The following is a 21415-nucleotide window of genomic DNA, read 5'->3' on the forward strand; positions in this document are numbered from 1 at the left end:
GCAATGTCAGAAGTGGCCGGTGAACCGGTAACGGTTGCCCGGATGCCAGAGATTCGCAATGGACGCGACCACGCTCTGCGACCACGTGCGTCGATGCAGCACGAGGCACGGCTCGACGTCGTCCATTGTCAGAAGCCGGCGCGTGTCGGCGTCCGGCGCGGACGCTTCGATGCGGTACTCGACGCGCTGCAACGGCGCGACGCGCACGAGGTACTGGTTCGGCGTCGTGTTCGTGAAGTCCTGCAACGCGTATTCGGGCGCGACGGCGGGATTGACCCAGCGTTCTTCGAGCTGCACCGGCTCGTCGTTTTCGAAATGCAGCACACGCGAATGAAAGATCGGACTGCCCGCGCTCACCTGCATTTCAGCGGCGAGCTCTTCGTCGGCGATTGCGGCGCCCACGTGCAGCACGTTCGCGTGATACCGATGGCCGCGCGCGACGATCTCATCCGAGATGCTGCGGATCGCCACCAGCGTCGACTCGTATTTCGGCCGCGCGACGAAGGTGCCCGAGCCCTGAACGCGCGTGAGCACCTGCTCGGCCGTCAGTTCGCGCAGCGCGCGGTTGACCGTCATGCGCGCGACGTTGAACTCGCGTGCAAGCTCGTTCTCCGATGGAACCTGGTGGCCTTCGCTCCATTCGCCCGCGTGGATGCGGGCGAGGATGAAGTCCTTGATTCCCTGATAGGCCGGTGCGTTCATGCCGGGCATCTCTCGCTCTGCCGCTGTGCAAGTGGTTTAGCGTTGCTCGGAGACGAACGAGAACGGGCTGTGCGCCGCGATCGTGCCGTCCTGCACGAGCTTCGTGATCGCTGCGATATCGGGCGCGAAGTAATGGTCCAGCTCGTAGTGCGCGACGTGCGCGCGCACCGTGTCCATCACATTTTGCAGCGCGGGGCTCGTCTTGTGCGGCGCGCGCAGATCGACGCCTTGCGCGGCGGCGAGCAGTTCGATCGACAGGATGTTGGCCGTGTTGTCGGCGATGTCGGCGAGCTTGCGCGCGGCGAAGGTCGCCATCGACACGTGATCTTCCTGATTCGCCGACGTGGGCAGCGAATCGACGGATGCCGGATGCGCCAGCGTCTTGTTCTCGGATGCGAGCGCGGCTGCCGTAACGTGCGCGATCATGAAGCCCGAGTTCACGCCGCCATCCTTGACGAGGAACGGCGGCAGACCCGACAGCGTCGCGTCGATCAGCAGCGCGATGCGGCGCTCGGCGAGCGCGCCGATTTCCGATGCGGCGAGCGCGAGATTGTCGGCGGCGAACGCGACGGGCTCCGCGTGGAAGTTGCCGCCCGACAGCACTTCGCCCGTGTCCGGGAAGATCAGCGGGTTGTCGGACACGGCGTTCGCTTCGACGAGCAGCACTTGCGCGGCCGCGCGCATCTGGTCGAGGCACGCACCCATCACCTGCGGCTGGCAGCGCAAGCTGTACGGGTCCTGCACTTTGCCGCAATCGCGATGCGACAGATTGATCGCGGAACCGTCGAGCAGCGCGCGGTACGACGACGCCGCATCCATCTGGCCTTGATGGCCGCGCAATGCGTGAATGCGCGCGTCGAACGGCTTGACGGAGCCGGCCGCCGCATCGACGGACAACGCGCCTGCCACGAGGCCGACGCGATACAGGTCTTCGATCGCGAACATGTTGTAGAGCGCGAGCGCCGTCGATGCCTGCGTGCCGTTCAAGAGCGCGAGGCCTTCCTTCGCTTGCAGTGTCAGCGGCTTGAGGCCGACGAGACGCAGGCCTTCCGTCGCAGGGATGCGCTCGCCCTTCACGAACACTTCGCCGACGCCGAGCAGCACGGCCGACATATGCGCGAGCGGCGCGAGGTCGCCCGATGCGCCGACCGAGCCCTTCACGGGTATCACGGGCAGCACGTCGGCGTTGAACAGCTTGATCAGCGCGTCCATCACTTCGCGGCGGATGCCCGAGTGGCCGCGGCCGAGGCTCGACAGCTTGAGCGCCATCAAGAGGCGCACGACGGGCAGCGACATCGGCTCGCCGACGCCGACCGCATGCGAGAGCACCAGATTGCGCTGCAGCAGCTCAAGCTGATCGTGCGGGATATGCGTGCTCGCGAGACGGCCAAAGCCCGTGTTGATGCCGTACGCCGGCTCGCCCTTCGCGGCGATGTCCGCGACGGCTTGAGCGCAGGCGTCGATGGCGGCAAAGCTCGCGGGATCGAGTTGCAACGTCACCTGTTCGCGTGCGATCTGGCGCAGTTGGGGCAGAGTCAGGGAGCCGGGCGTGAGGATCATGATGTGAGTTCCTGTCTATACAATTTCGAGAAGTGTAGCGGCCGCAGCTTGTATATACAACTCAAATTTTGCGGATTCGCGTAAGGAGTTTCCATTAGATCCATGAAGACGGTCTGGCATGGATCTGGCAGTGTTCGCCGCTGCGTCACGATCGGGCAGTTCGCATCTTTATAGGTGTGCGTTTCCGGTCCGCTTCGATAACTTGTATATACACGTCGGGTTTGCGCGTTGGCAAGCGGACAAAAAACGGCGGCGTCAGCCGACGTCCGCCACGCGCCCGCATTCTTGATTTCGAATCAAGATTGATTTGAGCCCCACACGCTTTTCGCACGCCCCTTGCGACGCCATACTGACGCCGTCCCAAGTCTTTTCTCGCAAGGAGAACGTTTTGAACATCTTCGTGACAGGCGCAAGCGGCTTTATCGGCGGATCGCTTGCAGCCGGGCTCGTGCGCGCGGGCCATCGCGTGACGGGTCTTATCCGCAACCCGGAACATGCAGCCGAACTCAAACGCCTCGGCATCGAGCCCGTCGTCGGCACGCTCGACGATCGCGACTTGCTGATCGTGCAGGCGCAAGCCGCCGACGCCGTCGTCAATGCGGCGAGCAGCGACCATCGCGGCGCAATCGTTGCGCTGATCGAAGGACTCGCGGGCTCCGGCAAGCCGCTCCTGCATACGAGCGGATCGAGCATCGTCGGCGATGCGTCGGGCGGCGAACGCGGCAACGCGAAGATCTACACGGAAGATGCGCTGCCTGAGCCGACGGCCGACAAGGCGCCGCGCGTCGCGATCGACCGGCTCGTACTCGATGCGGCGCAGCGCGGCATTCGTTCGTCGGTGCTGTGCAATACGCTGATCTATGGGCGCGGCGCCGTCAAAGGCAGCGCGAGCGTGCAGGTGCCGCGCCTGCTGCGTCAGGCGCAGGCGAGCGGCGTCGTGCGGCATGTCGGCAGCGGCGGCAATATCTGGTCGAACGTATTTATCGACGACGTCGTCGAACTGTATCGACTCGCGCTGGAGAAGAGCCCGGCGGGCACGTTCTATTTCGTCGAAAGCGGCGAAGCGTCGTTCCGCGACATGAGCGCGGCCATCGCAAAGGCACTGCATCTCGGTCCCCCGCAAGACTGGCCGCTCGGTCAGGCGATCGCCGAATGGGGCTATGAAATGGCGTCGTACGGGCTCGGCTCGAACAGCCGCGTGCGCGGCACCCGCGCGCGCGATCTGCTCGGCTGGCAACCGACGCGCACGTCGGTGATCGACTGGATCGAAAACGACATGATGAAAGACGCGCAGAAGAACGCGTAAAGGGACGTGTAAAGGAACGTGTAAAAGCGCGCGCAGAACGTTGTCCGGCGCACGCGCTGTAAGCCCGGCTGTTGCTTATCCGTAAGCTCGCATCGCTAGAATCCGTTCGATCAGGATCACGACGATTTTGATCTATCGGCACGAGCCCGGATCATTCAATGCTGCTTGCACTCAATTTCGACTGGCTGACGAATCTGCTCGCGATTCTCTTCGTGATCGCGTGCCTGTACGACTCGCGTTACGACGAATACGGCACGCTCACGCTCGCGTCAGGCGCGATGGGCCTGGTCGTGATGGCCATCGAACTCTTTCTCAAGCCTGCGTTCGAAATGTCGCTGTAAACGCGGGGCTAGATCCCGCTGTCCTGACTGCTCGCGCGTTCACTTGTCACTTGTGCGCTGCCGGATGGCAGCACGCATCCGCCTCTTTTCCTTCCGTCAGCGATTTGCCCGTCACGCCGTCTTCATAACTGTCGTGACGGCGCAACCAGCCCATCATCTTGTTCTCGTCTTCGTCGCGGCCCTTGGGCACGTAATCGAGCAGCGTATATGTGCCGATCAGCGGCTCGCCGCCGCGCGCATACGACGCAAACGTGCGGAAGATTTCGCCCTCGTCGTTCCTGAAGAACACGCTCATGCCGGGCAGTTCGTCGCACGCGTAGTCCTGCGTGTCGAAGTTGTAGAACACCTTGCCTTCGGCTTCCTGCTCCGGCGTGAACGATACGTTGAAGTCGTAATTGAAGTCGCTGCCGAACGACGATACCCACGGGAATTGCCAGCCCATGCGTTTCCTGTACGCGTCGATTTTCGCGAGCGGCGCACGCGACACGGCCACATACGTCACGTCGCGATGCGCGAGATGCACGAGCGCGCCGTCGATATGATCGGACAGGAACGAACAGCCGGGGCAGCCCTGCTCCCAGTCGGGTCCGAGCATGAAGTGATAGACGATCAACTGGCTGCGTCCCGCGAAAAGGTCCGCGAGCGTCTTCTTGCCATCGGGCGTATCGAACGTATACGTCTTGTCGACTTTCACCCACGGCAGCGCCTGGCGTTTCTTCGCAAGCGCGTCGCGTGCGCGTGTGAACGCCTTTTCTTCGACGAGATGCGCGCGTTGCGCAGCAAGCCATTCTTCGCGTGAAACGATCTTGTGCTGTTCCATCTGCTCCTCCGGTTGCGCGGCCCGTTCGCCCTGCTTTCGCTCGATGCAGGCGAGCGAGGCCTTCACGAGAAATAGTGTTCGAGTCCGTCCAGCGCTTCCGACCATCCGCCCCGATGCGCATCGCGCGCAGCTTCGTCGAAGAACTGTTCGTGCTTCAGCGTGAGCCACGTGCCGTCGCCGTCAGGCTTCAGCATGAATGTGACGATGGACTCACGTTCCGGCGTCGAGCGAAACGCCCATGTGTAGACGAGCTTTTCGTTCAGCGCGATTTCGCGAAAAACGCCGCTCGCATCATGTTCTTCGCCGTCGGGCGCGCGCATGATGATGTGAAAGCGGCCGCCCACCTTCAGCTCCATCTCGGCCTGAATGACGTTGCAGCCGCCCGGATGCAGCCACTTCACGATTTGCTGCGGGTCCGTCCACGCGCTGAAGACTTTCGCCGGGGACGCGCTGATGTGTCGATGGAGCGTAAGACTGGGGCGGTCGGGCATGACTGTTCCTCCACGTAGGCGGCCAGTTGATCGAGCGCTTCGGACCAGAACCGCTGATAGCGGCGCAGCCATTCCATCGCTTCCTCCATCGGCCCTGCCGACAGACGGCACGCGACCGTGCGGCCCGTCTTGGTCCGCGTGACGAGGCCCGCGTCCGACAGCACGTCGAGGTGCTTCATCACGGCGGGCAGCGACATCGCGAACGGCTCGGCGAGTTCGGAGACGGACAGGTCCACGCTATCGGACAGACGCGACAGCATCGCGCGGCGCGTGGGGTCGGCCAGCGCCGCGAATGTGCGATCGAGCGTGTCGTCCTGAAACTTAACCATGAGGTTAAGTATAGGCGGCTGACGCGATGTGTCAAGGCCGGCGTCAAGGCCAGGTTTTCGTCTGCGACAGCTTTCGTGTGATTTGCTTTGCGCGCCGCGGACGAACGGGAGACAGAGGGAAGAATCAGATCGCCCAGCCGCCCAGATAGAACACAGCCAGCACGATAGCGATCGCGACCGTGCCCACATTCAGCTTGCGCCATTCGCCGCTGACCACGCGGCCGATCACAAGCGTGCAGAAGCCCAGCATGATGCCCGTGACGATGTTGGCCGTCAGCACGATGAACACGGCGCATACGAGGCCGGACATCGAATCGACCATATCGTCCATGTGCAGCTTGCTCACGCTGGAGAGCATCAGCAAACCGACATACATCAGCGCGGGCGCCGTTGCATACGAAGGCACGAGACCGGCGAGCGGCGAGAGGAACATCACGACGAGGAACAGCAAGCCGACCACGGCAGCCGCCAGACCCGTCTTCGCGCCCGCCGCGACGCCCACCGTCGACTCGATGTAAGCGGCAGCCGGCGCGCCGCCCATCAGGCCGGAGAAGATCGAGCTAAGCGAGTCGGCCGTCAGCGCGCGACCGCCGTTGATGATGCGGCCGTTCTCGTCGAGCTGGCCCGCCTGGCCCGCGACGGCGCGTATCGTCCCCGTCGCGTCGAACACAGCCGTCATCACAAGCGCGAGCACGCTAGGCAGCACCGCAAGCGACAACGCGCCCTTGATGTCCATCGCGCCGATCAGCGAAGCGTGCCCCGGCATGCTCAGCGACGGCAATGCGAACACGCCATGAAACACGACGGCGGGATCGATCAGCAGCGCGAGCGCCGAGATCGCGACGATCACGATCAGGATCGAGCCCGGCACGCGACGGCGGACAAGACCGAAGATCGCAGCAAGGCCGCCCACCGACATCAGCACCGGCAGCGACGTGATATGGCCCAGCGACACGGGCAGCCCCGGCCCCGGATTCTTCACGACGAGCCCCACGTCATTGGCCGCGATCAGCAGCAGAAAGAGCCCGATGCCGATGCCCGTGCCGTGGGCGACGCCCGCAGGCAGATTGCGCAGAATCCACGAGCGCACGCCCGTCACCGAAATCGCCGTGAAAACGAGGCCCATCAGGAACACCGCACCGAGCGCCACATTCGGATGCAAGCCCTTGCCGAGCACAAGGCCGAACGCGGTGAATGCAGTGAGCGAGATCGCGCAGCCGATCGCGATCGGCAGACGCGCCCAGAGGCCCATCAGAAGCGAACCGAAGGCCGTCGTCAGGCACACGGCGACGAACACGGCACTCGTGTCGAAACCCGCCTTGCCGAACATGCCCGGCACGACGAACACGGAATACACCATCGCGAGAAACGTCGTGATGCCTGCGATGATCTCCTGACGTCCCGTGCTGCCGCGCGCGGTGATGCCGAAAAAACGGTCGATGAACGTCTGCCCGTCGCGGGTGCCTTCGAACACCTCGCTCCCGCTGGCTTCCGCGATGCTCTGGGCCTGGGGTTCCATCATGATGAGTGCCTCCTTTATCAGCATGCTGAAACGGCGGCCTCTTCATCGGGCGCCGTCATCAGGTTCGTCTCGTTGAGTAGTCGGTATGTGTTGCGCTTTCCGGCCCTCGGCGCGCTGGTCGACGTCGTTTGTCATGCCATCTGTCGTCACGCGTCGCGCCGTTGTTCTTTTTATGCTGAGGCGAAGGTTAGGCGAATCACCTTATAAGTCCCATCGCGATAAAAAGATGCCGGGCATGTCGCGATCCTTATATCGTTTGAATCACGGCAACCCGCGCTCGCGGCCCACGTGTTAACACCTACGCCCTTCGCGCGGCCCGACAGGCGCGCAAGCGCTGCTGTAAGCGCTTTGAAGCCGATGTCGAATGCTGCACACTGCATTTGCAGGGTCGTTTGCGAGGCGGCGCCGTAGTGTTGCGCTGCCCGCAAACGCAGACGAAACAAGGGCCGCGCAGCGTCACAGGTTAAACTCTCGGCAAACCACGCCTTTAATGCATTGCCGGCGAGGCTTTCGATGCCCGCAAGAGTCTCTCGATCGTTTCTTTGCGACAGCACCTGCATCGGCCTGCCGCCCTGGCCACGGAGTCCCACTTGATGAATGGCGGTTTCCTACGTCCAGCCTTCCGTCTTTTGTTTCTGGCCGTTTTTGCGGCCTTGATCGCGATACTGTCGGGGTGCAGCCTGTTCGGGCCGACCGAACAGCCGCCCGCGCCCATCAGCGAAGCGACGGTGACGCTGCTGAACGTCCCCGCGCCCGTCGCCGCATCCGAGCCTGAGCCGGGCCCCGTCGAAACAGTCGAGCCGAAGGAACCGAAGAAGCCGCGTCCTCCCGTCGTGCGTCCGCGCAAGCCGGAGCCGCCGCCGCCCGTCGTCGCGCCCCCGCCGCCGCCTCCGCCGCCCGCTCCCGCCCCCATCATCACGACGCGCGTGATTGACCGCAACGCGACGCACGGCCTGCTCGACAGCGAAGTGCAGAAGAGCGACGGCAAGGTGCTCGGCCGCGCCGTCGACATGACGGCGGACGCGAGCGGCACGCCGCGCCTGATGATCGTGAACCTGCAGGGCTTTCTCGGCGTCGGCGACCGCAAGGTCGGATTTCCGTGGACGGCATTCCGCTTCACGCCGAACGCGAAGGGCGCGCCGATCACGATCACCGTGCCGCCGAATCAGCTGGCAGCGGCCAGCCAGCCGAAGCCGTCGGCCGCGCTCGCGACGCCGCTCGCCGCCGTGACGGCCCCGCCCGCCGTGCCTCCCGGTCAACTGGAACTGATGGATGCGGATGTCGAGCGCCCGAACGGCGGCAAGGTCGGCCGCGTGATCGACGTGCTGATCGACGCGAATGCGCAGCCGCAGGCCATCGTGCTCGACGTGAGCGGCATCATCAGCCCCGATCGCCGGATGATCGCCGCGAACTGGTCGGCGCTGCGCTTCGTCACAAAGGACAAGACGCTGCGCCCGTTGATGGACCTCAATGACGCGCAGATCAAGGCGTCGCCATCCTATGAGACGGACAAGCCGATTCACGCCGTCTCACCTGCACCGCCCGCACCACCTCCAGCCGCCGCGGCAGCTGGCCCTTCGTCGTCCGCTGCGGCGGCATCAACCGCACGCAATTCACGATGACGAGCCGTCTCATGGTCAACGCACGCAGTCTCCGCGCCCTCGACTGGCTTAACTTTTTCGTCGCGAACGTGCAGACGGGGTTCGGGCCGTTCATTGCTTCGTACCTCGCGTCGCACAAGTGGACACAGGGCGAGATCGGTCTCGCCCTTTCGATCGGCACGATCAGCGCGATGGTGAGCCAGGTGCCGGGCGGCGCCGCCGTCGACGCGCTGCGCAACAAGAAAGGCGCCGCCGCCTGGGCGATCATCGCGATCATCCTGAGCGCCGTGCTGCTCGCGGCAAGCCCGACCGTGCTGCCCGTGATGGCCGCCGAAGTCTTTCACGGCTTCGCGAGCTGCATGCTCGTGCCAGCAATGGCGGCCATCTCGTTTGCGCTCGTCGGACGGCACGATCTCGGCGACCGGCTCGGACGCAACGCGCGCTGGGCGTCGATCGGCAGCGCCGTCGCTGCGGGCTTGATGGGCCTGTTCGGCGAGTACTTCTCCGCGCGCGCCGTGTTCTGGCTGACGGCTGCGCTCGCGGCGCCCGCTCTGATCGCGCTGTCGATGATCACGATGCCGTCGCATCACGCGCCGGCGCACGTGCCCGCGAAGAAGGATTCCAGCGAGCACGAGGAAAAGGAGTCGATCTTCGAGTTGCTGCGCGACAAGCGCATGCTGGTGTTCGCAGCGTGCGTCGTGCTGTTCCACCTGTCGAACGCGGCGATGCTGAATCTCGCCGCAGGCGAAGTGACGGCGGGCATGGGCGACAACGTTCAACTCGTGATCGCGGCTTGCATCATCGTGCCGCAAGCGATCGTCGCGATGCTGTCGCCGTGGGTCGGACGCACGGCAGAGCGCTGGGGACGCCGCCCTATCCTGCTGCTGGGCTTCTCCGCATTGCCGTTGCGCGCGCTGCTGTTCGCGGGCGTGAGCAGCCCGTATCTGCTCGTGCCCGTGCAGATGCTCGACGGCGTGAGCGCCGCCGTGTTCGGCGTGATGCTGCCGCTGATCGCCGCCGACGTGGCGGGCGGCAAGGGCCGCTACAACCTCACGATCGGCCTGTTCGGTCTTGCGGCGGGGATCGGCGCGACGTTCTCGACAGCGCTCGCGGGTTTCATCGCCGATCGTTTCGGCAGCGCTATCAGCTTCTTCGGACTCGCGGGCGCGGGTGCGCTTGCGGTGCTGCTCGTGTGGGCCGCGATGCCCGAGACGCGCGATGCCGCCGACGACGATCTGCAAGCGAAGCCAGCGCCGTCCGACGAAGGGCCGTTCAAGCGGGTGGAGTAACGTCGCGGCAAAATCGAATTAACATCGGCGCGCGGCTTCGGCCGCACTTCAATCACGTTCTCAACGCAAGCCGGCGGATTTCACGCGACGCCGCTTCCTCGCCGCCGCGACGGACGGCATTGGAATCGGCACACTGCCCGTCATGCCCTCGTCGATCAGGAAGTCGCGAAACAGGCTCGCGACGCGTGGCAAGCGCTTGTCCGATACATGCATCACGTACCAGTCGCGCTCGATCGGGTTGTCGGGCAGCGGCAGCAGCGCGAGCAGCCCCGCCTGAAATTCCAGCGTGCACGCATGCAGCGACAGAAACGAAATGCCGAGGCCCGCTTCCACCAGCTGCTTGATCGCTTCGTTGCTCGACAGCTCGGAGCCGATGTGAATCTTGTGCCCTGCCTGCCGGAACAGATTCTCGACGGTCGAGCGTGTGCCCGAGCCGCGCTCGCGCACGAACAGGTTCGCGGATTCCAGATCGCCGAGGGTCAGGCGCTTCTTCTTCATCAACGGATGTGACGGCGACGCGACGAACGCCATCGGATGCTTCGCGAAGGCCGTGGCGACCGTGCGCAACTCGCGCGGCGGGCTGCCCATCACGGCGAGATCGATTTCATGCGTCGCGAGCATGCGAATGATGTCCGCGCGGTTGCCGACCTTGAACTGCACCTTCACCTGCGGACGCGCCTCGGTAAAGCGCACGAGAAACGGCGGGATCAGATACTCGGCCGTCGTGATTGCGCCGATCCGCAGCGTGCCGCCCTGCTCGCCGTGCAACGCGGCGAGATCGTCGGCGGCGCCGTTCCACAAGTCGAGGATTTCGAGCGCATAGCGTGCGAGGATTTCTCCCGCCGCCGTCAGTTGCACGCCACGGCCCACGCGCTGCAACAGCGGCGCGCCCGCGGCCTCTTCGAGCAAGCGGATTTGCAGCGACACGGCCGGCTGCGTCAGGCGCAACTCTTCCGCCGCACCCGACACGCTGCCGAGCTTCGCCACCGTATGAAGTGCCTTCAATTGACGAAACGTCGCCGCCTTTAGCATAAGCAAAAACCTATATGTTTCGTACAAACATTAAATTGTGCTGCTGTTTTCCCCGATTCTATACTCGACCTCAATGATGAAGTTGTCGCATGAATCGAATTGAAAACGTTCAGGAGAGTACACGTCATGGCTTCGATCGATCGACACACAGCAAGCAGCACGCACTCCGCGCCGCACCGCATCGTCATCGTTGGCGGCGGCGTCGGCGGACTGGGACTCGCGACGCGGCTCGGCGAATCGCTCGGCAAGAGTGGACGGGCGCGGATCGTTCTCGTCGACCGCTCGCCGACGCACTTCTGGAAGCCGCTGCTGCACGAAGCCGCGTCAGGGCAGATCGATCCCGCCACGCATCAGCTGCAATATGCGGTGCAGGCGCGGCGTCATGGCTTTGAGTTCGAACAGGGCTCGCTGCAATCGCTCGATCGCGCGCAGCGCCGCATCACGATCGGCGCGACGCTCGACGCGGATTGCCGCGAAGTGCTGCCCGCGCGCGACATCGCGTTCGATACGCTCGTGCTTGCGATGGGTAGCGTGACCAACTATTTCGGCGTGCGAGGCGCGGCCGAACATGCGCTGCCGCTGGAGTCCGTCACACACGCGGAATCGTTTCGCCGCAAGCTGCTCGATGCGTGCACGCGAGCGAACCACGTGCGGCGCGTGAGCGGCGCGCAACACGTGCAGCCTGTGTCGATCAACATCATCGGCGCGGGCGCGACGGGCGTCGAACTCGCGGCCGCGCTGCGTGACAGCATCCGTTTGATGCACCGCTATAGCCTCTTCGCACTCGATCCCGAGCGCGACTTTTGCATCAGGCTGATCGAAGGCACCGATCGCGTATTGCCCGCGTTGTCGCAACGCATTTCGGCCCGCGCGCAGCGGATTCTCGGCGGGCTCGGCGTCGACGTGCTCACGAATACGCGCGTCACCGAAGTGCGCGAAGAGGCTGTCCTCACGCACGACGGCCAGCAACTCGCAAGCGACATCGCGATCTGGACGGCAGGCATTGCAGGGCCGCCCGTGTTGCGCGCGCTCGACGGCATCGCCGTGAATCGCAACGCACAGGTGCTCGTGAACCGCACGCTGCAGACGACGACGGACGCCAACGTGTTCGCGCTCGGCGATTGCGCTGCTTGTCCGTCAGATGCGGACGGCTTTCTCGCGCCGCGTGCGCAGGTCGCGCATCAGCAGGCGATGTTTCTTGCTCGCGCGCTGAAATGCCGTGTCGGCGGTGAAACGCTGCCGGCGTTCACGTATCGCGATGCGGGCACGCTGGTCGGCTTCGGCGATGTCGGCACGATCGGCAGCCTGAGCGGATTGCGCGAGCGGCCCGTGTTCGTCGACGGCTGGTTCGCGACTGTCGTCTACCGGCTGATCTATCGCCGGCACGTGATGACGCTCACCGGCTTCGCGCGCATGACGCTCGATACGGCGAGTCATTGGCTGCGCCGCCGCGTGCATCCTGTGATCCGGCTGCATTGAATCTCGCCCAAGAAGGAATGCAAGGAGTCAGTCGAGAAATTCGGCGGACCGCTTGCGCAGCGCCGCGCCAAAATCATCGAGCCAGCCGATCGACAGGCGCCAGCTTTGCCAGTACAAGTCGACATCGAGATGCTTGCCCGGCGCCATGTCGATCAGTTCGCCGCTTTCAAGCTGCGCGGCGATCATCCGTTCCGGGCACATGCCCCAGCCCAGGCCCGTCGAGCATGCACGCAGAAAGCCGGAGACGTGCGGAATCCAGTGCGTCGGCGCATCGAGCTCGGCGCGCGTGATCTTGCGCACGAAGCGCTTCTGCAACTGATCCTTCGGATTGAAATCGACGCACGGCGCGCGGCGCAGCGTATCGCGCGCGATGCCTTCGCTGAAATAGCGCTCGAAATACGCCGGCGTGCAGACGGCGAGATAGCGCATCCGGCCGAGCCGCGTCGAACGGCAACCCTGCACGGGCTCCGATTGCGTCGTCACGGCCCCTTGCACGCTGCCGTCACGGATGCGCTGCGCGGTATGGTCCTGATCGTCGATCACCAGATCGAGAAGCATGCCGCGCTCGGCGCAGAAGTCGGCAATCGCGTCGATGAACCACGTGCCCACGCTGTCGTCGTTCACGGCGACGCGCAACGTCGGCCACGGCTCGAGCAACGCGCCGGGCAGATCGGGCACGCGGCCCGTGAGTTCGGCTTCGAGCAGTTGCACGCGCTCCGTATGCCGGCACAGCAATGCGCCCGACGTGGTCGCCGTGCATGGCTGCCCGCGCTTGACGAGCACGCTGCCGACGCGCTCTTCCAATAGCTTCACGCGCTGCGATATGGCCGAAGGCGTCACGTTGAGCGCGGTCGCCGCGCGATCGAACGAGCCGTGGCGCACGACGGCCGCGAGCGCATCCAGCAAGGCATAGTCGAGCATTAGCGCTCCTTAATCGGCATTACATAAATTAGCTTCTCTTATTCTAACGGTCGCGGCACACTGGCGCCATGCAATCTATTCACCTTCTCAAAACATCATGAACTGGCTGGCTTTTTCACATGGCGCCGCGCTTTGCGCGTCACTCATCGTCACTATCGGCGCGCAAAACGCATTCGTGTTGCGTCAAGGCATCATGCGCTCGCATATCGGCAAGATCGTGCTGCTGTGCACGCTGTCGGACTTTCTGCTGATCGGCGCGGGCGTCGGCGGGGCATCGGTGCTCGTCGAGCGTTATCCGGCTTTCATCCACGCGCTGCTGTACGTGGGCCTCGCTTATCTCGCGTGGTTCGGCATCAGCGCGCTGATGCGCGCGCTGCGCCCAGGGCATGCCGTGCTCGACACCGATTCGAAAGGCGATGCCGCGCCGCCCATGCAACGCGCGTGGCCCATCGTGCTGATGACGCTCGCGTTCACATGGCTCAATCCGCATGTCTATCTGGATACGTTTCTGCTGATCGGCACAGCGGGCGCCCGCGAAGCGCAAGGCACGCGCGCCGCGTTCGCCGTCGGCGCGATGTCCGTCAGCGCCATCTGGTTCGTTGCACTGGGCTATGGCGCGCGCGCGCTCGCACCGCTTTTCAGGCGCGCGACCGCGTGGCGCGTGCTGGATGGCGCGATCGGCAGCATGGTGTTGCTGCTGGCCGTCACGCAGTTGCGCTAAGCCCGCTGACAGGTGCCGGATCGCGTCGATTGCCGCGCCGGCTCTTCAACGTTTGAACGTCACCTTCGTGGGACGCGCGATCTCTTCGACGGCCGCGCAGCCCACGCCGACCGTCTGCAACGCGCCGTCCGTCACATAGGGCTCGAAGCCGAGCGCGGCGATCTTCAGCGCGATCTCGCGGCGGCGTGCGTCGTCATCCGGCGGACAATAGTCGATTGAAATGACGGGTAGCCCGTAGCGCTCGCATATCGTGCGCGCCTGGCCGAGCAGCCATTCGCGGTCGTTGCCGGGCACTTCGTCATAGCGCCGGTTCGCTTGATCCCAGCGGCCGAACAGCGATTCGAACGCGACCGCCGCGATCTGATCATGCACATAAGGCAGGATCTCGAAGCCGCGATTCAATATCAACTGGGCCTGCGGATATCGCGCCTTCACTGCGCGCAGCACCGCGATCAAGCCTGCCTGCTGCCGCGCCCGCTCCACATCCGTCTTCGCGACAAGCTGATGCGAGTCGAGCGTGTCGAGAAAAAAGCCGCGATAGCCGCGCTCCCACAGCGGCCCGATGATCTCGCCGACAACGAACTCTGGCCAGCCCGGGGCCGTCTGATCGACGACCGTCGACGCCCACGCTTCATTGCGGCCTGCAAACCACGTCTGCGGCATTTTCGTGTAGTACGCGCGCTGCTTCGTCACCTCGCCGACGCTCACATACGCATACCAGTTCGGACAGTGCGCCGTGTGCGCGAGCGGATCGAATCCGCTATCGGGTTCGAGCACGACAGTATCGAACGGCTCGAACTGCTCGGCCTGCACGCTCGCGCCGTAGAAGAACGCGACGGACCCGATGCCCGTCGCCGAAACCCGCTTGCACGCGGTGATCGCGGGCCGCAGCCACGCAACCGACAACAGCAGTATCGCCACCACCACGCAGGCGATGACGATCCACGAAATTCCGATGTGTGCGAGAAAACTGGCTGTCATGAGTCGACGATTGTCGCCAATTGCCTGGGGGCCACGAGCCTGCCTATGATGGCACGATGGGCACGGGTGTTGCTCGATGCCGTGACGGTGGCGCGTGTGGCTGCCGACGCGGTTCCCGCGTATCGGTCGATCGCTGCATCGACCTGTCCAGCAATCCAACGATGGAGACTGCCATGCTTCGATACGCTGCCATCTTTTTAGTCATTGCCATTATCGCGGCCATCTTCGGATTTGGCGGTATCGCCGCCGGCGCTGCCGAAATCGCGAAGGTGCTGTTCTTTATTTTTATCGTGATCTTCCTCGTGACGCTGCTGATGGGCGTCATCAGACGCTGAGCGCGCATGCTTTTATTCCGGCAAACGGCTGATCGTGGTGCTTGCAATTTGTGCGCGGTGCTCTTGCCGCTTTTGCAATAGTTGCCGGCAGCCGTTTGCGGGTGCCTTTCGTGAGTCGCGTTGCCCGTCGTGAGCATCCGCAATGCGCGAGGACGCGCCAACGCGGATGCCAGCAAGAGCGCCCACCGACGCGTCGCAAACGGGTAAACGCTCACGCCCCCGTACGAGACTCCAGCGCGTTCAACGCTTCGTGAAGCTTCTGCGCGCGGCTCTTTTGCGCGGGAATGCGCGCAGCCGCATTGACGTCGTCCACGCGCTTGCGCCAGTAAGAAAGCGGAATGGGCTCCGCACCGGAAATGCGCACCAGGACATGCTCGAGATGCTCGAGATCCGACTCAAGCTGATGATGGTTCATGCCTTTCCCCGATCGCACCGTCCGCATGGATCACCCCGTCATGCTGTCGCGGCAGTGTCGAATTGATATGTGCTGAAGCGGGCTCTCACGCGCTCAAGCCATCGCGTCCCTCGAACAGACTATGAAGGGACAATATGACAACTTGACCAACACGTCGGCAAGTCCAGCGTTGTCCGTCGTTGTATATACGAGGAATCCTCACGGCTTTCATGCGCTCGTCAAACTATCGCTTTTCGCGCAAGCCGCGCGTGCGCAGCGTCCGCTGCCGCATGCGGCGCTAGCAGCGCTCTTTCGATGAGCGCTCGCCGAGGCCGATATCCAGTTCTTCGCAAAGGAAGGTTTGCAACGCTTCGACAGCCGCGCTCTGCGCGCCCGGCATGCGCCGCGCGAAAAGGCCGAGGTCCGCTGTGGGCGGCTCGGGCAAGCCGTCGGCGGCGCCGAGCACGCGCATCGATTCGTAGCGGATATTGCCTTCGAGCAGCACCGATACGCCCAGCCCTGCTTCGACGGCCGACTGCACGGCAGGCAGGCTTGTGCTCGTGCAGACGACACGCCAAGCGATGCCCGCGCGCCGCAAGATTGTCATCACATGTTGCTGCCACAAGCATGTGCCGCCGAAGGCGACGAGCGGCAGCGTCTCATCGCGCCCGGCCACATAGCCGCGCGCGCCGACCCAATAGAGCGGCTGGCTCCACGCGACGAGCGGCGTCGCGTCGACCATCGCCGGATCGCCGACGAGCACGTCGAGCGCGCCATCGGCGAGACGCTGCGACAGCGCCGCGCTCGCATCGACGACGATCTCCAGCGCGACCTGCGGATGCGCGGCCGAAAAACGCCGCAACGCGCGCGGCAAGCGGCCCACCGCGACGTCTTCGAGCATGCCGAGACGCACGGTGCCTGCCACATCGCGCACATCGAGCGCACGGCGGGCATCTTCACCTGCGCCGAGAATCGCGTGCGCGTAAGGCAGCAGCCGATGTCCCGCCTCCGTCAGACGCACTCCGCGCGGCGAACGCTTGAGCAGACGCTGGCCGATGTCCTCCTCCAGACGGCGCAGTTGCATGCTGACGGCCGCCTGGGTCCGCGAGAGCCGCGCAGCGGCGGCACTGACGCCGCCCGTCTCCGCGACCGTCACGAAGGCTCTCAGAAGACTGCTGTCGAAATCGCGCATTATTAGCGTCCGTGATAACGGCATAAGAAATATCAGCTTATCTTAACGCTCGTTTCGCCGATATGATGGATCTGTCGTTCTCCGCCGTTCCACGTCCGTCGCGCCCATTGAACAGAACCCATGAAAGACTCCCCACTCGCCGATCCCGTCGCATTGGACGCACCACCTCCGACTCGCGCGACGGCAGCCCCTACGCCCGCCGCGCCGAAGCGCCACCTCGGCGCGGCCGCGCTGCTCGGCCTGCTGTCGATGTCGTGCGTGCAGTTCGGCGCCGCGCTGTCCGCGCCGACGATGGACGCATTCGGCGCATTCAGCACGACCTGGTTGCGGCTCGCGTGGGCGGCTGCGATTCTCGCGCTCGTCGTGCGTCCCAGGCTGCGCCGCTATTCGCGCGCGCACTGGATCGCGGCGGGCGTGCTCGGCGTCGCGATGGCGGGCATGACGTTGTGCTTCTTCTCGGCGATCGGGCGCATACCACTCGGTCTCGCCGTCGCGATCGACTTTCTCGGCCCGCTCACCGTCGCGACGCTGGGCGTGCGGCGTCCGCGTGCGCTGTTGTGGCCGCTGCTCGCCGTCGCGGGCGTGCTGCTGCTCGCGCATGACCGCGCGGGCTGGATCGGCGACCCGATCGGCCTGCTGCTCGCGGCAGGCGCGGCGTGTGGCTGGGGCAGCTACATCGTGTTGATGAAGAAAACAGGCGCGCTCTTCGACGGGCTCGAAGGGCTGTCGGTGTCGCTGATCGCGGCGGCGCTCGCTGCGACGCCGTTCGGGCTCGCCGACCACGGCCTGCACATCGCGCCGATGCAACTGGCCGCGACGGCCGGGCTCGCGCTGCTCGTGCCGCTTCTGCCCTACGCGCTGGAGATGATCGCGCTGCGGCACATGCCGGCGTCGTCGTTCGGCATTCTGATGAGCATCGAACCGGCGATCGGCGCGCTCGCGGGCTTTGTCGTGCTGCAGCAGCCGATGACGGCGCTGCAACTCGCGGGCACGCTGTTCGTCGTGAGCGCGAGCGTCGGCGTGATCGTCACGTCGAGATAACGCGGTGCGCTGACGCTTCGCATCGACGGTCTACAATCGACGGATCACATTCCGACCATCGAGGACAGCATCATGACCGACGACGAGCGCGCAATCCGCGAGCTGATCGACACATGGCTCGCCGCCAGCAAGGCAGGCGACACGGCAACCGTGTTGAGCCTGATGACGGACGACGCCGTGTTCATGATCGCGGGCCAGAAACCGTTCGGCAAGGCCGCGTTCATGGCGGCATCCGAAGGACAGAAGAACATCGACATCGACGGCAAGAGCGACATTCTCGAACTTCAGGTGCTCGGCGACTGGGCATTCTTGCGCACGCATCTCGAAGTCACCATCACGCCGAAGGACGGCTCGCCGCCGATGCACCGCGCCGGCAACACGCTGACGATTCTGCGCAAGGAAACCGACGGCCGCTGGCTGCTCGCGCGCGACGCCAATCTGCTCGTGCCGCGGCAGTGACATAGACAGCCGCTACGCGAGTCGCCGCAACGGCGGCTCACTTTTCCCAAGGCACGCGCCGATCCGCATCCAGTTTGCCGTAGCGTCCGATCGCGTGCCGCACGGTATCGCGGGAAACAACGCCTTCGTCGGCGAGCGACTTCAGCGCCGCGATCGCAATCGACACACGATCCACCTCGAAGAACGCGCGCAATGCCGCGCGCGTATCGCTGCGTCCGAAGCCGTCGGTGCCGAGCGTCACATAGCGGCGCGGCACATACGCGCGAATCAGCTCGGGCACGGCACGCACATAATCGGTTGCCGCGATGACGGGGCCGCGCGATACGGCAAGCGCCGATGTGACATAAGGCGCCTTGTTGTCGTCGGCATCGAACAGGCGCTCCGCACGCTCCGATGCGACGCCGTCGCGATGCAATTCGGTGAAGCTCGTCACGCTCCACACGGCCACGTCGATCTGCCAGTCGTCCTTCAGCATGCGCGCCGCCGCCTGCATTTCGCCGAGGATCGCGCCCGAGCCGAGCAACTGGACCTGCGCCGTGTCGAGCGCCGCTGCATCGAGCGGATACATGCCCTTGAGCACGCCGTCGCGCACTGTATCAATGGGCGTCGCTGGCAATGAGGGCTGCGCGTAGTTCTCGTTCGTGACCGTGAGGTAATAGAACACGTCGCGCTGACGCTCGATCATCTCGCGCATGCCTTCGTCGACGATCATCGCGATCTCGTACGCGAACGCGGGATCGTATGCGCGGCAGTTCGGCACCGTCGATGCCGCCAGATGGCTCGTGCCGTCCTGGTGCTGCAGGCCTTCGCCGCCCAGCGTCGTCCGGCCCGCCGTCGCGCCGATCAGAAAGCCGCGGGCGCGCTGGTCGGCGGCGGCCCAGACCAGATCGCCGATGCGCTGGAAGCCGAACATCGAGTAGTAGATGTAGAACGGCAGCATCGGCAGATCGTGGACGCTGTACGAGGTCGCCGCGGCGATCCACGACGAGATCGCGCCCGCTTCCGAAATGCCCTCTTCGAGTATCTGGCCGCGCGTATCTTCGCGGTAGTAGAGCATCGAGCCCATGTCTTCGGGCTCGTACAGCTGGCCGAGCGGCGAATAGATGCCGACCTGGCGGAACAGGTTCGCCATGCCGAATGTGCGCGCCTCGTCCGCGACGACGGGCACGATGCGCGGCCCGAGCGACGCGTCCTTCAGGAGACTGCCGAGCATCCGCACGATCGCCATCGTCGTCGACATTTCCTTGCCGTTCGCGTCCAGCGCGAATTGCCCCCAGGACGGCATCGCGGGCACGGTCGGCGTCCGCGATGCGGCTCTCCGCCTTCTGGGCAGATAGCCTCCCAGGGCAGCACGGCGCGCATGCAGGTACTGCATTTCCGGGCTGTTTGCCGCTGGCTTGTAGAACCTGAGCTGCTCCACGTCGTCATCGGAAAGCGGCAAACGGAAGCGATCGCGAAACGCCTTCAGCTGCTCGACGTCGAGCTTCTTCTGCTGATGCGTCGTCATGCGCCCCTGGCCGATCGAGCCCATGCCGAAGCCCTTCATCGTCTTTGCGAGAATCACAGTAGGCTGGCCGCTGTGCCTCGACGCGCGCTCATACGCCGCATGCAGCTTGCGCACGTCGTGGCCGCCGCGCCGCAGGCGGTCGATGTCGTCGTTGCCCAGATGCGCGGCGAGCGCGGCCAGCTCGGGGTTCTGGCCGAAGAAGCGTTCGCGGTTGTAGGTGCCGTCGTTGGCCGAGAAGGTCTGGAACTGGCCGTCGACGGTATGCGCGAACGCGCGCAGCAGCGCGCCCGCGCGATCGCGCGCGAAGAGGGCATCCCAGTCCGAGCCCCACAGCACCTTGATCACGTTCCAGCCCGCGCCCGTGAACTGCGCTTCGAGTTCGTCGATGATGCGGCCGTTGCTGCGCACGGGTCCATCGAGCCGCTGCAGATTGCAGTTGATCACGAACACGAGATTGTCGAGCCGTTCGCGCGCGGCCAGCGACAGCGCGCCGATCGCTTCGGGCTCGTCCATCTCGCCGTCGCCGAAAAAGCCCCACACCTTGCGGCCTTCTGTCTTCAGCAGGCCGCGATTCTGCAGATAGCGCATGAAGCGCGCCTGGTAGATCGCGTTGATGGGCCCGATGCCCATCGAGCCCGTCGGGAACTGCCAGAAATCCGGCATCAGCCACGGATGCGGATACGAACACAGCCCTGGCCCGGCAATCTCGCGTCGGTAGTGTTCGAGATGAGTCTCGCTCAAGAAGCCTTCGAGAAACGCGCGCGCATACACGCCCGGCGACGAATGCGGCTGGAAATAGACGAGATCGCCGCCGCGCGCATCGTCCGGGCCGCGAAAGAAATGATTGAAGCCAACTTCGAACAGATCGGCCGCCGATGCATAGCTCGCGATATGGCCGCCCAGCTCGCCGTACGCGCGATTGGCGCGCACGACCATTGCCAGCGCGTTCCAGCGCAACGCGGCGGCGAGCCGTTCTTCCGTGTCGAGATCGCCGGGATACGGCGGCTGCTGATCGACGGGAATCGTGTTCGCGTATGGCGTGACGCTCACGCGCGCCGACGCGACGCCGTTCGACAGCGCATGCGCGGCGAGCCGGTCGAACAGATACTGCGCGCGCTCGATGCCGACATGCTGGACAACGCCATCCAGCGCCGCGAGCCATTCGGCCGTTTCCTGCGGGTCGCTGTCGACGCGGGCTTGAGTGAGGGCTTGAACGGGTTGAGCACCGCTCGATAAATCGGTCATGGCGCGACTCCGGCAGGGAAGGCATGAAAAGCGGCGGAACGTCGAAACGACTTGCAACGTCGAATCAGCTTACCCATGCAGCCACAAAATGTGCGTCTCTTTTGCGTGGTCTCGCGGTTTCAGATAGTGTATTTATTCCTGAAATTC

Annotated in this window: 21 protein-coding genes and 1 pseudogene; 9 read left to right on the forward strand and 13 right to left on the reverse strand. The window is 64.6% G+C overall.

The window, feature by feature from the left end:
* Positions 1-6: 6 nt before the first annotated feature.
* Complete coding sequence (hutC, locus tag AABE10_RS19210; protein ID WP_342934831.1) at positions 7-702, reverse strand: histidine utilization repressor; 696 nt, start codon at positions 700-702, stop codon at positions 7-9.
* Between the two features lie 36 nt (positions 703-738).
* Positions 739-2262 (reverse strand): histidine ammonia-lyase, encoded by a 1524-nt coding sequence (gene hutH, locus AABE10_RS19215; protein WP_342934832.1) that lies wholly within the window; start codon positions 2260-2262, stop codon positions 739-741.
* A 388-nt stretch (positions 2263-2650) separates the two neighbouring features.
* Between hutH and AABE10_RS19220 the strand changes: the two genes are divergently transcribed.
* Both AABE10_RS19220 and AABE10_RS19225 read left to right on the forward strand, forming a co-directional pair.
* On the forward strand, positions 2651-3568 hold the full coding sequence (locus AABE10_RS19220; protein ID WP_342934833.1) for an NAD-dependent epimerase/dehydratase family protein: 918 nt from the start codon (positions 2651-2653) through the stop codon (positions 3566-3568).
* Positions 3569-3726: 158 nt separating this feature from the next.
* Positions 3727-3909 carry a hypothetical protein gene (locus AABE10_RS19225; protein ID WP_090861582.1) on the forward strand — a complete coding sequence of 61 codons (183 nt, stop codon included), beginning with the start codon at positions 3727-3729 and terminating at the stop codon, positions 3907-3909.
* A 46-nt stretch (positions 3910-3955) separates the two neighbouring features.
* Here AABE10_RS19225 and AABE10_RS19230 read toward each other — a convergent pair whose 3' ends face one another.
* The 5 genes and pseudogenes from AABE10_RS19230 to AABE10_RS19250 all read right to left on the reverse strand — a co-directional run bounded on the left by AABE10_RS19230 (position 3956) and on the right by AABE10_RS19250 (position 7631).
* Positions 3956-4729 (reverse strand): thioredoxin family protein, encoded by a 774-nt coding sequence (locus AABE10_RS19230; RefSeq protein ID WP_342934834.1) that lies wholly within the window; start codon positions 4727-4729, stop codon positions 3956-3958.
* Positions 4730-4791: 62 nt separating this feature from the next.
* Positions 4792-5220 carry an SRPBCC domain-containing protein gene (locus AABE10_RS19235; RefSeq protein ID WP_342934835.1) on the reverse strand — a complete coding sequence of 143 codons (429 nt, stop codon included), beginning with the start codon at positions 5218-5220 and terminating at the stop codon, positions 4792-4794.
* The gene (locus AABE10_RS19240) at positions 5127-5549 is read right to left on the reverse strand and encodes a metalloregulator ArsR/SmtB family transcription factor (protein WP_342934836.1); all 423 of its coding nucleotides are present in this window, start codon (positions 5547-5549) and stop codon (positions 5127-5129) included. Before AABE10_RS19240 ends, AABE10_RS19235 begins: the two co-directional genes overlap by 94 nt.
* A gap of 124 nt (positions 5550-5673) precedes the next feature.
* Positions 5674-6990 (reverse strand): annotated as a pseudogene (locus tag AABE10_RS19245) (NCS2 family permease); the annotation flags it as partial.
* 251 nt (positions 6991-7241) lie between these two features.
* Complete coding sequence (locus AABE10_RS19250; RefSeq protein ID WP_342934838.1) at positions 7242-7631, reverse strand: hypothetical protein; 390 nt, start codon at positions 7629-7631, stop codon at positions 7242-7244.
* A gap of 33 nt (positions 7632-7664) precedes the next feature.
* Between AABE10_RS19250 and AABE10_RS19255 the strand changes: the two genes are divergently transcribed.
* Together AABE10_RS19255 and AABE10_RS19260 are read left to right on the forward strand one after the other, a co-directional pair.
* Complete coding sequence (locus tag AABE10_RS19255; protein WP_342934839.1) at positions 7665-8693, forward strand: PRC-barrel domain containing protein; 1029 nt, start codon at positions 7665-7667, stop codon at positions 8691-8693.
* Positions 8690-9961: an MFS transporter gene (locus tag AABE10_RS19260; RefSeq protein WP_342934840.1), complete on the forward strand. Its 1272-nt coding sequence runs from the start codon at positions 8690-8692 to the stop codon at positions 9959-9961. The genes AABE10_RS19255 and AABE10_RS19260 overlap by 4 nt, the downstream gene beginning before the upstream one ends.
* A 60-nt stretch (positions 9962-10021) precedes the next feature.
* Here AABE10_RS19260 and AABE10_RS19265 read toward each other — a convergent pair whose 3' ends face one another.
* Complete coding sequence (locus AABE10_RS19265; protein WP_342934841.1) at positions 10022-10993, reverse strand: LysR family transcriptional regulator; 972 nt, start codon at positions 10991-10993, stop codon at positions 10022-10024.
* 126 nt (positions 10994-11119) lie between these two features.
* On the opposite strand from AABE10_RS19265, the gene AABE10_RS19270 reads away from it, so the two are divergent.
* On the forward strand, positions 11120-12472 hold the full coding sequence (locus AABE10_RS19270; RefSeq protein ID WP_342934842.1) for an NAD(P)/FAD-dependent oxidoreductase: 1353 nt from the start codon (positions 11120-11122) through the stop codon (positions 12470-12472).
* A gap of 27 nt (positions 12473-12499) precedes the next feature.
* Here the strand turns inward: AABE10_RS19270 and AABE10_RS19275 are convergent, their stop codons facing one another.
* The gene (locus AABE10_RS19275; RefSeq protein WP_342934843.1) at positions 12500-13393 is read right to left on the reverse strand and encodes a LysR family transcriptional regulator ArgP; all 894 of its coding nucleotides are present in this window, start codon (positions 13391-13393) and stop codon (positions 12500-12502) included.
* 97 nt (positions 13394-13490) lie between these two features.
* Here AABE10_RS19275 and AABE10_RS19280 point away from each other — a divergent pair, with 97 nt between their 5' ends.
* Positions 13491-14114 (forward strand): LysE/ArgO family amino acid transporter, encoded by a 624-nt coding sequence (locus tag AABE10_RS19280; protein ID WP_342934844.1) that lies wholly within the window; start codon positions 13491-13493, stop codon positions 14112-14114.
* Positions 14115-14159: 45 nt separating this feature from the next.
* On the opposite strand, the gene AABE10_RS19285 is transcribed toward AABE10_RS19280, so the two are convergent.
* Entirely contained in the window at positions 14160-15095 is a 936-nt protein-coding gene (locus tag AABE10_RS19285; RefSeq protein WP_342934845.1) for an endo alpha-1,4 polygalactosaminidase, read from the reverse strand.
* Positions 15096-15268: 173 nt separating this feature from the next.
* Between AABE10_RS19285 and AABE10_RS19290 the strand changes: the two genes are divergently transcribed.
* Entirely contained in the window at positions 15269-15430 is a 162-nt protein-coding gene (locus AABE10_RS19290) for a DUF1328 family protein (protein ID WP_342934910.1), read from the forward strand.
* 211 nt (positions 15431-15641) lie between these two features.
* Here AABE10_RS19290 and AABE10_RS19295 read toward each other — a convergent pair whose 3' ends face one another.
* Positions 15642-15845, reverse strand: coding sequence for a hypothetical protein (locus AABE10_RS19295; RefSeq protein ID WP_342934846.1), 204 nt, complete (start codon positions 15843-15845; stop codon positions 15642-15644).
* A 277-nt stretch (positions 15846-16122) separates the two neighbouring features.
* Positions 16123-17016, reverse strand: coding sequence for a LysR substrate-binding domain-containing protein (locus tag AABE10_RS19300; RefSeq protein WP_342934847.1), 894 nt, complete (start codon positions 17014-17016; stop codon positions 16123-16125).
* Between the two features lie 120 nt (positions 17017-17136).
* Between AABE10_RS19300 and AABE10_RS19305 the strand changes: the two genes are divergently transcribed.
* Positions 17137-18057 (forward strand): EamA family transporter, encoded by a 921-nt coding sequence (locus AABE10_RS19305; protein ID WP_342934848.1) that lies wholly within the window; start codon positions 17137-17139, stop codon positions 18055-18057.
* Positions 18058-18129: 72 nt separating this feature from the next.
* Positions 18130-18516, forward strand: a complete 387-nt coding sequence (locus tag AABE10_RS19310) for an SgcJ/EcaC family oxidoreductase (protein ID WP_342934849.1) — start codon at positions 18130-18132, stop codon at positions 18514-18516.
* Positions 18517-18553: 37 nt separating this feature from the next.
* Here AABE10_RS19310 and mdeB read toward each other — a convergent pair whose 3' ends face one another.
* On the reverse strand, positions 18554-21268 hold the full coding sequence (mdeB, locus tag AABE10_RS19315) for an alpha-ketoglutarate dehydrogenase (protein WP_342934850.1): 2715 nt from the start codon (positions 21266-21268) through the stop codon (positions 18554-18556).
* Positions 21269-21415 lie beyond the last annotated feature (147 nt).

The sequence above is a fragment of the Paraburkholderia diazotrophica genome (genome assembly GCF_038900755.1).
GTDB lineage: Bacteria > Pseudomonadota > Gammaproteobacteria > Burkholderiales > Burkholderiaceae > Paraburkholderia > Paraburkholderia diazotrophica_A.